We start from the raw sequence: 12498 nt of genomic DNA, 5'->3' as shown, positions 1-12498 counted from the left end.
GTCTCACCGGATCCCACTCCCCTGTGCCTCGGTTCGGTTGACCACGGTGTCCGGCGAGATCATCCGCCGCATCGCCCGCAGGCCGCGATGCGTGTGGGTTTTGACCGTTCCCGCCGAACAGCCCATCAGATCGGCGACCTCCGTCTCCGGCAGGTCCACGAAGAAGCGCAGCACCAGAGCCGTCCGCTGCCTGACCGGCAGCCTCGCCAGCGCGTTCCGGACGTCCTCGGCCACCGCCCGGGCCTCTCCCCCGTCCCCGAGGCCGGGCAGGTCGGGCAGGTCGGCGCGCGGGATCTCACGGCGCCACCGGGCACGCCACCAGGATCGATGGGTGTTGACCAGGATGCGGCGCAGGTAGGCGTCCGGTTCACTGCTGGTGTCCAGCCGATGCCACACCCGGTACAGCTTGCCGAGGCAGGACTGCAGGAGATCCTCGGCCGTGTGCCAGTCCCCGGTGAGCAGGACCGCCGTTTTCAGGTGGTGGTCGCCCCGGTGCCGCACGAAGTCCACGAAATCCGCGTCCACCCGGTCTCCTCTCGTCGGTGAAATCTCGTCGGTGAAATCTCTTCGGTGAAAGCCACCCCTGACACTCCCTGGGCCACACCCCGGGTTGACCGGAAGAGCATGAAGTATCGAGAAATTTCCGCTACGCACGACAATCACCCCGGACAGGTGGCCTGACGAGCGCCGGCGAGCCTCGGCCGCCGCGGCGATCCGAGCCAGGCCCGGGGTGGGGTGGGGATCGCGGCGCCGCCTGATCGGGACTTGTCGCCCGGTACGGCGAACACGCTCCCCGGCACGGCCACCACCAGCGGTACGGCGACGACCAGGTGGGATCGAGGTTGTCACAACATCCGACCGCCCGGCGAGGCAGATCAAGACCTGGCGCGCTCTGGCCACCCGCTACGACAAAGCCCCGGAAAGCTCCGAGGCCGGACTCCACCTCCGAGGCTCGATCCTGTGGCTGAAGCTCCTCACCTCAACCACGTGATCCGAACTCTGAACAGCTCCTAGCGGCGAGGTGGTCGCGCGGGGCGGCTCTCGAGTGCCGCCAGGGCCTCGCGCGCCTCGGTGGCCCAGTGCGCCGCCCCCCACAGCTCGGCGATGGTGGCCGACCGGGTGAAGTGGTCGGCCGCCTCCTCGTCGCGGCCCAGCAGCAGGGCCAGCTCGCCGAGTGTGTGCGCGACCGGGCGCAGGGCCAGCGACAGGCTCGTGGCTCCGGCGGGCGGGCCGTCTCGGTGGGGCAGCAGGGTCGCGTACAGCTCCGCCGCGGCGTCCCGTTCGTCGAGCGCCACCACGGCCATCGCCCGGAGCGTCGCGAAGAGCGCGAAGAAGAAGTCGGGGCGGATCGCCACGGCCTGCTCGCGGATCCGCCGGGCCTCCTCGGTCCGGCCGCCGGCGGCCAGCGCCACGGCGAGCAGATCGGCGAAGAACGGGCCGTGGTCGTCGAGCAGCGCCTGGGCGGCGGGGACGGACTCGGCGATGCGTCCGCGCGAGGCCTGAACGGCGGCCAGCGCGAGCTGGAGGTAGCCGGTGGCGTGCAGTGAGCCGTGCCGGGCCATCCGCTCGGCCGTCTCGGTGTAGAGCCGCTCCGCTTCGTCGAACCTCCCTTCGACGTGTGCGAACATCGCCAGCGCGCATTCGCAGGCACCGACCGCCTCGGCCATCCGGTAGGCGCGGGCCGGCTCCAGCGTCTCGCCGATCAGCCGGCGCAGCGCCGGCACGTCGTTCATCGCGGCGGCCGCGTTGGCCTGCACGAGGAGCCCGGTCACGCGGTACGCGGGCAGGTCGTGCTCGATGCCGATCGCGGTGAGTTCCCGGCACAGTTCGGCCCGCCCGGGCAGTTCGAGGCCGTTCTGATCGCGGGCCAGGGCCGCGATCGCGGATGCCCTCAGCCGGGGGTCGCCGAGGGTGGCGGAGAGGGCGAGAGCCTCCTCGGCGGCGGCCCGCGCCGTCGGATCGGCCTCGCCGATCAGCTCATGGGCATAGGCCACCAGCAACCGGCACCGATCCGCCGGATCAAGATCGGGCCGCGCGAGCAGGCGGCTCAGCCGCGTCACCATGGGCCGGTCCACGACACCGTACGGGCGGGTCTGCCAAGGGGTCGGCTCGGTCCACGCCGTGAACGCGGCGATCATCAGGTCATCGCGGTGGGCCGACTCGGCGAACTCCACGGCTCGCTGCCGGGTCTTTCGGGCGGCCGCGACCGCGCCGGCCCGCACCTGGGCCCGGAGCAGCCTGCCGAGCAGGGCGACGCGATCGCTCGGATCGCGGTCCTGGCGGGGGATCCGGTCGAAGCTCGCCACCGCGTCGGTGAGCAGGGCGACGGCCACGTCATGGGCGTACCGGGCCTCGGCCGGTTCGGCGGCCCGCACGCCGTACTGCACGGCCTTCGCCGCGGTCGCCGCCGACGCCGCCCGGCTGTAGTGATGAGCCAGTGCCGCGAGCCCGGCCGGATCGTCGCCGAGGCCGGCGCGGTCCAGGGCGGCGGCGATCCGCCCGTGCATCCGGGTGGCCCGCAGCCGGCTCACATCGGCGACGAGCGTGTCCCGGACGAGCGCGTGAACGAACCGAACCCGGCCCGGACCGGGTTCGATCAGCAGCCCGGCGATGAGACCGGCTTCGAGCGCGTCCAGCACGCCGTCCTCATCGGTGTCGGCGGCGCCCACGAGGACGTCCACCTCCGCCTCCCGTCCGGCGACCGCCGCCAGCCGCAGCACGGCGACCGCCGGCTCGGGGAGGCGGGCAAGCCGACGCCGCAGCACGTCCCGTACCCCTTCGGGCACGTCGGACAGTGCCACCAGGGCGCCCTCGCTGCTCAACAGCCGGGCGCTCTCGCGCACGTAGAAGGGATTGCCGCCGGTCCGCTCGGCCAGCGCGGCCACGGTCGCGTCGTCGGTGGCGCACACCTCGCGGACGAGCTGCGCCACGGCCTGCTCGGGCAGTCCCGCCAAGGGAAGTCGCAGCGGCGCGGACCGGGCGAGGACGGCGAGGGCCTCGGTGAGCTGCCCGCCGACCTCGTCGGGGCGGTAGGCGGCCACGAGGAGAATCGGAGCACGCACCCCGGCGACACCGCTCAGCATCGCGAGGGTCTGGGCGTCGGCCCAGTGGAGGTCGTCGAGGACGACGGCCAGCGGACGCTCCCGGGCCACCGCCGCGAGCCAGGACCACACCGCCCGGTGGAGCCGGAACCGTCCTTCGGTGGCGTCGGCGCCGCCTGTGTTCGCCGTATCGGTCAGCAGCGGTGCGAGGTCGGTGGCGAATTCCCCGGACGGGGGCACGCTTTCGGCCAGCCCACGCGACACCTCTGCCCAGGCCCACGCCGGTGGGGCGCTTTCGGTGTCGGGGCAGCGACCGGTGGCGACGAGCCAACCGTCCTGCTCCAGGCGCTCGGTCAGCCGCCCGAGCAGTGCGGACTTCCCCAGCCCCGCCTCTCCCGTCACCAGCGCGACCCGAGGTCCCGCGGTGGTGGCCGCCGTGGTCGCGGTCGCGACCAGCGCCGACAGTTCGGCGTCACGCCCGACGAACGGCTCCGCCGCGGGCGCGCCTGGGAGCGCGCCCCGGGTTCGGTCGCGCGGCGGCACCGCAGTCGCGGCCGGCGACGGCCGGACGGGCGCCCTCTCGCGTATGAGAACCGATGGCCGCTCCCCCGGACCCGGCACCGAGGCGCGCAGCACCTCCATGCGCTGCGTGAGGATCGCCTCTTCGAGCGCGGCCAGCTGCGGGCCGGGATCGAGGCCGAGGTCCGTCGCGAAGATCTCCCGCGCGCGGCGGAGCGCCGCCAGCGCGTCGGCCTGCCGTCCGCTGCCCCACAGGGCCAGGGCGTGCAGCCGCCAGCCCTCCTCCCGCAACGGCTCGTCGCGGGTGAGGCGCCCGGCCTCGGGCACCACCGTGGCGACATCTCCCGCGTACAGGCCGGTCGCCACGTGAAGTTCCTGTGCGGCCAGTCGCAGCTCGCCGAGGCGAGCCGTCTCGTCGGTGGCCCACGGCTCGTCGGCCACCTCGGCGAACGCCGGTCCCCGCCACAGCCCCAGCGCCTCGGCCAGCAGGGCCCTGGCGGCCACCGGGTCGTCGGCCGTGACCGCGCGGGCCTCGCTCAGCAGATCCTCGAAGCGCCAGGCGTCCACCGCTTCCGGCGGGAGGCGCAGCGCATAACCGGGAGGTGCGCTGACCAGGAGCCGGGCGGGAGCCCGCGGCGGCCGTCCGGGCTCCAGCAGCCGCCGCAGGTTGGACACGTACGCCTGCAGGGAGGTCACGGCCCTGGCGGGGGGTTCGCCGCGCCACAGGTCGTCGATCAGCCGGTCGACCGACACGACCTGCCCGCGCGCGGCCACCAGCAGGGCGAGGACCCCGCGCTGCCGCGGTCCTCCGAGGGGGACCGCGACGCCGCCGGTCTCCGCCGCGAAGGAGCCGAGCACCCTGATCAAGACCATGACGCCGCACATCGTAGCCACCCGCCCGGGGCCGCCCGGTTCCATGACGACTCCAAATGGCCTCCAAGACCCCCGGCGGAGTCTGTTCACAGCGCCGGGAACCGACGAAAGGCAGACCCCCATGACCGTCAACACCCACGAGATGGTGGTCGTCCACCGCGCCCTCCGCCGCGAGGCGCGGCTGCTCGCCGGACTCATCGCGGCGGTCGCCCCGGGTGACACCGCCCGCGCCCGGGTACTCGCCGACCACTTCCGCGACTACCGGCTCGGGCTGCACAACCATCACAACGGCGAGGACGAGCTTCTCTGGCCGCTCCTGCTGGCCCGGGTCGATCTGGCACGCCGTCGGCCGGCCTCGCTACGCCCGCCACATCCGGCGCGTCCGCGGCTGAACCGCCTCCCGGCGTCGAACTCACCTTTCACCCAAGGAGAAGACAATGCTCACCCCCATCGCGTACGGCCTGGCCATTTCGCTCGACGTCTTCGTCGTCTTCATCGGCGTGCGGTTCCTGCTGGTGCCCCGCGCCGCGGCCGCCGGCTACGGCGTTCCGGCCAAGCCGGACGGGGACGCCGCGTATCTGACCGTCAAGGGCCTGCGCGACTTCAGCTACGGCATCCTCGGCCTCGCGCTGCTGGCCTTCGCGGGCGCCCACGCCGCGGGATGGTTCATGCTGGTCGTCGCCCTCAACCCCCTCGGTGACACCCTCATCGTCCTGCGTCACGGCGGCACCAAGGCGACGGCCTTCGGCATCCACTTCGCCACCGCCGTGATCGTGCTCATCAGCGCCGCCCTGCTCTTCGCCATCTGAACCGAGTACGACAAGAAACAGGCCACGCGGTGGGGGCCGGCCTTGATGCCGGTTCGGCCGGGGGGCGGGTGCGGATGATCTGTTCCTTCGAAAGGCGGAGGGCCGGGTGGTCCGAGGCGGCCTGGGAAGGCCGCCTCGGACCGGATGGATGCGTTGGTGGTCAGCCGGCGTACGGGGCGGCGACGTCGAGGATCCAGGTGACGCCGAAGCGGTCGGTCAGCATCCCGAAGCCCGGGGCCCACCGCGACGGGCCGTACTTCTCGATGAGGTCGGCGCCGTCGGCGAGCTTGTCCCACAGCGCGCCGACCTCATCGGCGGTTTCGCCGCGGACGGACACGAAGAACCGCTCGCCGGTCAGTGTCATGCCGTGCTCGCGGGTGGTGGCGGCGGGCGCGGTGGCGGCCGGTGCCTGGCCGGGCACGTCGTAGGCCATGATGCTGAAGCCGTTGTCGGCCGTGACCTGGCCGAAGACGATCTTGTCGGCGTCGGGCAGTTCCTTCGGCATGCCGAAGTCGCCGTAGGCGATGGTGGTGAGGTGGCCGCCGAACACGGTCTGGTAGAACTCCAGCGCCGCGCGGGCGTCGCCGCGGAAGTTCAGGTGGGTGGTGGTGGAGATGGCCATGCTGGTGACTCCTTGTTGATTTTCCGGGCGCGGTACGCCTGGTATGGGCCCTCAGGTCTCATTCGAGAGAGCCGGGAAGAGGGTGGCGGGCGGCCGAATCGGGTGGCTGACCGGTTCGAGACGAAGATTCGCAGGGGTAGGTGACAGGGTGTGGCACCTACTGTGGGCAGAATCAGGTTCATGCCGAAGACTTCTGCCCGCCTGCTGGCCCTGCTGTCGCTGCTGCAGACCCGCCGGGACTGGTCCGGCACGGTGCTGGCCGATCGCCTGGACGTCAGCCTGCGCACCGTGCGCCGCGACGTCGACCGGCTCCGCGAGCTCGGCTACCCCATCGCCGCCGTCAAAGGCCCTGACGGCGGCTACCGGCTCGGCGCCGGCACCGAACTACCTCCGCTGCTGTTCGACGACGAACAGGCCGTCGCCCTCACCATCGCCCTGCAGATCGCCGCCACCACCTCCGGCAACGGCCTCGCCGAACCCGCCGAACGGGCACTGAACACCATCCGGCAGGTCATGCCCTCCCGGCTCCGGCACCGCATCGACGCGCTGCGCGTCACCGCCGTCGAACGACCCCTCACCCGGCCGGCCACCCCGGTCGACGGTGATGTGCTCCTGACCATCAGCGCCGCCGTCCACGCCCGCGAGATCCTGCGCTTCGACTACGGTGCCGGGGCCACGGACGAATCCCCGCGCCGCGTCGAACCCCACCACGTCATCACCTGGGACGGGCGCTGGTACCTCATCGCCTGGGATCTCGGCCGCGACGACTGGCGCATCTTCCGCGCCGACCGGATCATCCCGCGCACCCCCAACGGGCCCCGGTTCACTCCACGCGTACTGCCCGGAGGAGACGCCGCCACCTTCGTCACCGGCACGTTCCGCGGCTCCGGCGACGCCTTGGGCGACTGGCCCTGCCAGGGCACGGTGATCCTCGACCTGCCCGCCGCCACCGTGGCCCTCTACACCCGCGACGGACTCGTCGAGGAGATCAGCCCCTACCGCTGCCGGCTCACCCTCGGGTCCTGGTCCTGGCCCAGCCTCGCCGCCGCCATCGCCCGCTACGACGCCGACATCGAAGTCATCGGCCCCGACGAACTCACCGGCGCCTTCGCACACCTCGCCCGCCGATTCACCAGAATCGCAGTCGGCCACGGCATCACATCGCCGACATCCTGACTCGGCCCTCCGCTGTCGTCCCCGGCGCCGTGCCCCTGCCGATCCCACCCGCGCGCAAGCGCCCCCGCGGCCGCCCCTGACCAGCGCTTCCAGCCGCCGCTCCCCCGAAGCCCCGCTTTCCCCGGCCGGTGAACCGGCCACCGCCGGCTTCGCCCGCGTCCACGCCGTCAACGTGATCGGCGCGATGCGGTGCTGGCTCAGTCGTCGTGGGCGATGAGCTTGAGCTGCCGCCACAGCAGCACCACGAACACCGCCGAACCGGCGAAGGCGAACCAGAAGGGCGCCGCGACACCGAAGCGGGTGGCCAGGAGGCCGCCGATCAACGAGCCGACCACCAGGCCGGCGTAGACGCAGACGGTGTTGACGCTGCCCACTCGGCCCTGCAGTTCGCGCGGGACCGCGCGCTGGCGGACGGTGACCGAGGTCGTGCCCCAGATGAAGGCGTGTGCGCCGAAGGCCAGGAAGATGCCTCCGGCGACCCATGGCGAATGGGTCAGGGCCAGGCCCAGGTGAGTGAACGTCTCGATGATGAGTCCGATCCGCATCAGGGCGCCGAGGCTCACCCTGCGGGTGATGGCCCCGTACAGGCCGGTGCCGATCAAGCCGCCGATCCCGCCGATGGTGGTCATCAGGGCGAAGCCCAGGGCGCCGAGGCCGAGCTGCTCCTGGGTGTAGAGGACGAGAACCGACCAGGCCGCGCCGAACGTGAAGTTGAAGATCAGAATGGTGAGCGCCAGCGTGCGGACCGCCGCGTGCTGGACGGTCCAGCTGAACCCGGCGATCAGTTCCCGTACGGTGTTGGGCCTGAGATCGTCGCCCTGCCGGCTGTGCGGCGGTAGCGTGATCCGGGAGACCAGGACGATCCCCGCCACCACCAGGAGCAGCTGGCCCGCGAACGGCCAGGTCAGGCCTAGGCCGAACAGTGCCGCGCCGATCGGCGGCCCGGCGAGCTGATTGAGCGTGATGAACCCCGTGCCCAGGCGGGCGTTGGCGATGACGAGATCGTCCTTGCCGACCATCATGGGGGTCAGCGTGGCCGTCGCGTTGTCGGCGAACACCTCGGCGATGGATCGGAGCGTGAGCGCCACCAGGGCCGTCGCCACGGTCACGGTGCCGGTCACCATGAGCGCGACGAGCGCCGCCAGCACCACGGCCCGCGCCGCGTTCGCGACGAGCACGATCCTGCGCCGGTCGTACCGATCCGACAGCACGCCCGCATACAGGCTGAACAGCAGTGGCGGAGCCCAGCCCACCAGGGCCGACAGTGAAATCATCAGCGGGTCGCGGGTCAACGTCGCGATCAGCAGCGGGCCCGCCGCGGCCGCGATCCCGTCGCCGAGATTCGTCAGCCAGCTCGAGGCCAGCAACCACCGGAATCCTGTCCCCAGCCGGGCGGGCAGGACTCGCTCCACGATTGTGATCACGAGCGCAAGACCATACGTTTCACGAGCGTCCACGGCAACGTGTTTTCGCGTCTACGCGCCATGTGAGGGCGCCCGCGTTCGCCGGCGGCAACGTGGGCCGGCTCCTCGCCTCGGGAACCCAGGCGGCGGTGGCGCTCCCCCGGAAGACATCGCCGGCGCTCAACCGGCAGAGAGGGCGCCCTGTGAAGATGGGCTCAGATCAGGCCTGTCGATCTCCAGACGCGTACGAGCACGTCGAGCTGTGCCGGGTTGTAGAGATCGAGCAACGCTTCGATGACGGTGCCGGCTGCCGCTTTTTGCCCGGATGTCGCTTGCTCGGTGATCTGCGGCGGCGCCGGGTGCTTTTCGATCAGCGCGAGCGTCTGCGGAGCGATGCGTCGCGCGAGCCGTTCGCGTCTCTCCTCGTCGGCGTCGGGCGGGAGCGTGTCGAACTCGTCGGTCGCGTCGTCTGGCTCGTAGTCTCGTAAAAGGAGGGCTCCAAGCGCTTGTCGACACCACCGTGGGCACCGACTTCGGCGCATGGTTTCGCCCGCTCGTGATCACCCCTGTCACCGAGGAGGTCTTCAAGGGCCTGTTCCTGGTATGGCTGCTGATCTGTCGCCGCGGGCGGATCACCGGTCTGCTCGACGGCATCGTCTACGCGGGACTCGCCGGCGCCGGATTCTCCTTCACGGAGAACATCCTCTACTTCGGCCGCATCATCACCACCTTCGCCGCATCGGACACATCCGACGTGAACGCGGTCGCCGTGCTCGGCGCCAGCCTCTTCCTGCGCGTGGTGATGGTGCCGTTCTTCCACCCGCTCATGGTCGCGGTGTCCGGGCTCGGCATCGCCGCCGTGAGCAGGCGCGGCGGGGCCGCACGCGTGGGGCTCGCTCTCGCGGGCCTGCTCGTGGCGATCACGCTGCACGGTGTGTGGGACTGGTCATCACTCGCTGGAGGCGATCCGTTCCTGATCTACAAGATCTACGGAGCCGTGATGGTGCCGGTGTTCCTCGCGACGCTGATCGTGGCGCTCGTGCTGCGCAACCGCGAGGGGAAGATGATCAGAGTTTCGTCTGGCTTAGGTTTCAGGCGTTTCGCCATGTTGGGGGAATTCGCGGGTGAGGCGGCGGAGCATGAGGTCGATCATGGCGACGTGGATCATGGATCCTTTTCCGTCCTCCCCAGTGAGCCTCCCTGTAGAGGGCCGGGTGGGGCTGTTCGGACCGAGTGGGAGTGCTCAACGACCTGCCCGGCGGCGATTTGTACGCTCTTCTCCGTCGGTTCGCCCATTATGGGCTGCGGGTTCAAGACGAAAAAAGCTTAAGGAGTGAAGCAGGCAGTCGACTCTTGGCCGTGGCGAGGTCTACAAGCCAGGCTATAAGACTAGTACGGCGAGAGCCCCGGAGATCACCAAGGAAGCTATACTCAGTATGAGCCAGCGAGCTGCTCGCCTAAGCTGATATGTGCGATTTCTATGGAGAATACTAATCCTCCATAATTCAGATATACCTGCATATAGTTCTTTTTCGGGAGTCCGGCCTGCGATGATCTCACGAAAGTTGGAAAACGTCTCTGAGACTTTTGCTGTATCTGACAGGCAGAAGATCAGGGGAACTGGAGAGTCTGCTGCCGGAAAGCTCTTGCTCCAATCTCTAGCTGCGGCGATCAGACGCATGACCTCAAAAGTGGATACAAGAACAAAAGCAAGCGCTGCCAGTGCGGCGATCAAGCTTCCACTCGATGATCTGGCCCCCAGGGTCAACATCAGTGCAGCACCCGCGATCACCAGGGTATTAGCACTCAGAACCGCCGCCGCGCGAGTCCACAGCCCAGCCCGTTGAGCGTCGCTACGCGATATATGCCACCTGACGATCTCCAATTGATAAGCGATGCTCGGATCGACCATCTCTACTCCTTGGATCTGGGTGCGAATGGGTGGATTGCTTCTGGCCTAAAGGAGAAACGCACAGTCCTTGACTTTGGTTCCCCAGGGGCGCACGTCATCGGTGCCAAATGTTAATAAATAAGAAGAAATGACCACTTTTTCAGATAAGCCGGAAATGTTACTTATGTTGAACTGGCGATAACTTTATCCCTACATGGGTCCTTCATCCTGAAGTCATAGATCGAAGCGTGTGAATCGGTAGATGCGAACACTCAGGTCGCCGCCGGGCAGGTTGTCGGGCGATCCCGCCCAGTCCAAGCCACTGAGCTCTTTCCATCCTGACGGCGCAGGTCGCAATGGGGCGGCGCGGAGAAGTGGCGGATGAGAGGAGGCTCCCGGTGGGACAGCAGTCGATCAAGATCCGATGCCCCAACCGGGAGCCTCGTTGCTGCCTTATCGTGCCTCGATTCCGCTGTCCAACCACACCCTGGCCCGCCTGGCCGACCTCATCCGGACGCGACGTATTGAACGCCGCTGCCGATGGCGACGGTTAGACCCGGCCCAGCAAGCGCTCCTGGTGCTGGCGGTGGAGCATCAACCAGCCGAGGGTGCGCTCGGCGACCCAGCGGCGGCGCAGTCGGAGATGTTGCCGGCGGTGACCAGGACCGCGATCGGCTCCCACGGCGCGGGCGTTGTCAGGTTCGGCATCGTCTCGGCATCGCCCGGCTCCCGGACCGCGACAGAGCCGCCCGCCGTCCGGGTATGCCGCCGCGGGGCCTGGCGGCCGCGGTGGTGCGGACGCTCCGCACGGGCAGCCGGACGTCGACACCGTGCGGGCAGGCCGCCACCGATCCGGTCTGGCAGACAACTACCGGCGCCGGCGGCCCCCGTCGAACGCGCCACCGCCTGGATCGTCGCTCACGGCAGCCGGTGATCACGCCACATCGGCACCCTCAAGAACAACGCCTGGCTCCGCACCCGCGCCGCCGCCCTCAACCTGCGAACCCTGATCGACCTCTTGGCGCGGTGACCGGAAGGCGGTAAAAATCATCTTCAACGCGACTGTTTGCGCTAACTTTGCCGCGATCAACGCTAGGTCCGTGTCATGGCGGTGTCAATCGCTCCGCCAGAAGCTTACGTAAGATTCGGGAAAGTTTTCGCCCCCTCCTGGGGCGGCCGCGCTCTCGCGGACGACGAGCTCGGCTCTCGAGCCGACACGCTTGCGCCGAAGCTGTTTCCCGGACCAGGTGGATCACCATGGCGGCCGTCGTGGCGCCCATCTCGATCAGCAGGTGGCACCGAGCCGGTGGTAGGGGCCCCGGCCCCTCGGCCTCTCGGTCGCGATCGTGCCGGAGGCGCGTCAGGGTGTCCCGCGGTACCCGATCATGATCGTTTTCGCTGTTCGCGGCCGCCGCGAGGGCTCTCCTCCGAGCAGCGCTTCGACCGTTGATCCGACGAGTGCCGGACGCCGATCGGAAGGCATCTGACAGCCGGGTCACGAAAGTTAGTGGAATTAAGTCCGAAACTTACGGTTGCCAAGTCGTAACTTCTGTGAAACTTTCACTTGCGCAGGCGCCGTCAGACGATCTCTCCCCGGACGAATGTCCAGGCAGGGAAGCGTGCCGACGGCGACGCTCAGGTCAGCGAGTATCGCGGCTCGTTGACGCCGGTCGACCAGTCGGATGTACTCCGCGACATCACCCCCCTCAGGAGCAGGCCATGGAGATCTGGAACCTCAAATGTTAGCGGTAACAACTTCCCGGCCCACCGCTGCGGCGCAGGGCCACGTGTCGCGCATCGACCCGATCGGTGCCTCGTCAGGCGCCGCGGACCGGCAGAACACCACCTTCCGGATGGCTTGACGACCGAAATGTTAACGCTAACAAGTTCCTGAAAGGAGAATCATGCGTCCTACCAGGCGAAATCGCCTGCGCGTGTTGATCGCCGTCATCACGTCGGTCGTGCTCACCGGCGCCCTGCTCTCCCTCGCCAACCCTTCCGCGAACGCGGCGACCGTCGACACCAACGCCTGGTACGTCCTGGTCAACCGCACCAGCGGCAAGGCCCTGGACGTCTACAACCTCGCCACCAACGACGGCGCCCGCATCACCCAGTGGGCCCGTAACAACGGCAACCAGCAGCAGTGGCAGTTCGTCGACTCGGG

General features: G+C 69.3%; 10 protein-coding genes and 2 pseudogenes. 6 read left to right on the top strand and 6 right to left on the bottom strand.

Annotated elements, in window-relative coordinates; translation table 11 throughout:
- Positions 1 to 3: 3 nt before the first annotated feature.
- Positions 4 to 525 carry a SigE family RNA polymerase sigma factor gene (locus ACSDR0_RS23080; protein WP_435290947.1) on the bottom strand — a complete coding sequence of 174 codons (522 nt, stop codon included), beginning with the start codon at positions 523 to 525 and terminating at the stop codon, positions 4 to 6.
- Positions 526 to 1010: 485 nt separating this feature from the next.
- Positions 1011 to 4433 carry an ATP-binding protein gene (locus ACSDR0_RS23075; RefSeq protein WP_435290946.1) on the bottom strand — a complete coding sequence of 1141 codons (3423 nt, stop codon included), beginning with the start codon at positions 4431 to 4433 and terminating at the stop codon, positions 1011 to 1013.
- Here ACSDR0_RS23075 and ACSDR0_RS23070 point away from each other — a divergent pair.
- Positions 4432 to 4701, top strand: a pseudogene (locus ACSDR0_RS23070) (hypothetical protein); the annotation flags it as partial. The gene ACSDR0_RS23075 and the pseudogene ACSDR0_RS23070 sit on opposite strands and share 2 nt — an antisense overlap.
- Before the next feature lie 169 nt (positions 4702 to 4870).
- Positions 4871 to 5242 carry a DUF4267 domain-containing protein gene (locus tag ACSDR0_RS23065; protein ID WP_435290945.1) on the top strand — a complete coding sequence of 124 codons (372 nt, stop codon included), beginning with the start codon at positions 4871 to 4873 and terminating at the stop codon, positions 5240 to 5242.
- Between the two features lie 160 nt (positions 5243 to 5402).
- On the opposite strand, the gene ACSDR0_RS23060 is transcribed toward ACSDR0_RS23065, so the two are convergent.
- Entirely contained in the window at positions 5403 to 5864 is a 462-nt protein-coding gene (locus ACSDR0_RS23060) for a VOC family protein (protein WP_435290944.1), read from the bottom strand.
- 180 nt (positions 5865 to 6044) lie between these two features.
- On the opposite strand from ACSDR0_RS23060, the gene ACSDR0_RS23055 reads away from it, so the two are divergent.
- Complete coding sequence (locus ACSDR0_RS23055) at positions 6045 to 7040, top strand: helix-turn-helix transcriptional regulator (RefSeq protein WP_435290943.1); 996 nt, start codon at positions 6045 to 6047, stop codon at positions 7038 to 7040.
- Between the two features lie 197 nt (positions 7041 to 7237).
- Here ACSDR0_RS23055 and ACSDR0_RS23050 read toward each other — a convergent pair whose 3' ends face one another.
- Positions 7238 to 8464 carry an MFS transporter gene (locus tag ACSDR0_RS23050; protein WP_435290942.1) on the bottom strand — a complete coding sequence of 409 codons (1227 nt, stop codon included), beginning with the start codon at positions 8462 to 8464 and terminating at the stop codon, positions 7238 to 7240.
- A gap of 194 nt (positions 8465 to 8658) precedes the next feature.
- Complete coding sequence (locus tag ACSDR0_RS23045; RefSeq protein ID WP_435290941.1) at positions 8659 to 8985, bottom strand: hypothetical protein; 327 nt, start codon at positions 8983 to 8985, stop codon at positions 8659 to 8661.
- Here ACSDR0_RS23045 and ACSDR0_RS23040 point away from each other — a divergent pair.
- The gene (locus tag ACSDR0_RS23040) at positions 8964 to 9773 is read left to right on the top strand and encodes a PrsW family intramembrane metalloprotease (RefSeq protein WP_435290940.1); all 810 of its coding nucleotides are present in this window, start codon (positions 8964 to 8966) and stop codon (positions 9771 to 9773) included. The two genes, ACSDR0_RS23045 and ACSDR0_RS23040, sit on opposite strands and share 22 nt — an antisense overlap.
- 51 nt (positions 9774 to 9824) lie before the next feature.
- Here the strand turns inward: ACSDR0_RS23040 and ACSDR0_RS23035 are convergent, their stop codons facing one another.
- Positions 9825 to 10355 (bottom strand): hypothetical protein, encoded by a 531-nt coding sequence (locus ACSDR0_RS23035; protein ID WP_435290939.1) that lies wholly within the window; start codon positions 10353 to 10355, stop codon positions 9825 to 9827.
- A 424-nt stretch (positions 10356 to 10779) separates the two neighbouring features.
- On the opposite strand from ACSDR0_RS23035, the pseudogene ACSDR0_RS23030 reads away from it, so the two are divergent.
- Positions 10780 to 10920, top strand: a pseudogene (locus ACSDR0_RS23030) (IS5/IS1182 family transposase); the annotation flags it as partial.
- 1318 nt (positions 10921 to 12238) lie between these two features.
- A partial coding sequence (locus tag ACSDR0_RS23025) for an RICIN domain-containing protein (protein ID WP_435290938.1) occupies positions 12239 to 12498 on the top strand: 260 nt, incomplete at its 3' end.

The sequence above is a fragment of the Streptosporangium sp. G11 genome, assembly GCF_051192615.1.
Classification (GTDB): Bacteria; Actinomycetota; Actinomycetes; order Streptosporangiales; family Streptosporangiaceae; genus Streptosporangium.
This window is presented reverse-complemented; position numbering and strand designations above follow the sequence as displayed.

What these genes read in the sequence shown, in the direction of transcription:
- ACSDR0_RS23035 (WP_435290939.1), bottom strand. Translation starts at nt 10,355, where the DNA reads ATGGTCGATCCGAGCATCGCTTATCAATTGGAGATCGTCAGGTGGCAT.
- ACSDR0_RS23055 (WP_435290943.1), top strand. Translation starts at nt 6,045, where the DNA reads ATGCCGAAGACTTCTGCCCGCCTGCTGGCCCTGCTGTCGCTGCTGCAG.
- ACSDR0_RS23075 (WP_435290946.1), bottom strand. Translation starts at nt 4,433, where the DNA reads ATGGTCTTGATCAGGGTGCTCGGCTCCTTCGCGGCGGAGACCGGCGGC.
- ACSDR0_RS23045 (WP_435290941.1), bottom strand. Translation starts at nt 8,985, where the DNA reads ATGCGCCGAAGTCGGTGCCCACGGTGGTGTCGACAAGCGCTTGGAGCC.
- ACSDR0_RS23060 (WP_435290944.1), bottom strand. Translation starts at nt 5,864, where the DNA reads ATGGCCATCTCCACCACCACCCACCTGAACTTCCGCGGCGACGCCCGC.
- ACSDR0_RS23065 (WP_435290945.1), top strand. Translation starts at nt 4,871, where the DNA reads ATGCTCACCCCCATCGCGTACGGCCTGGCCATTTCGCTCGACGTCTTC.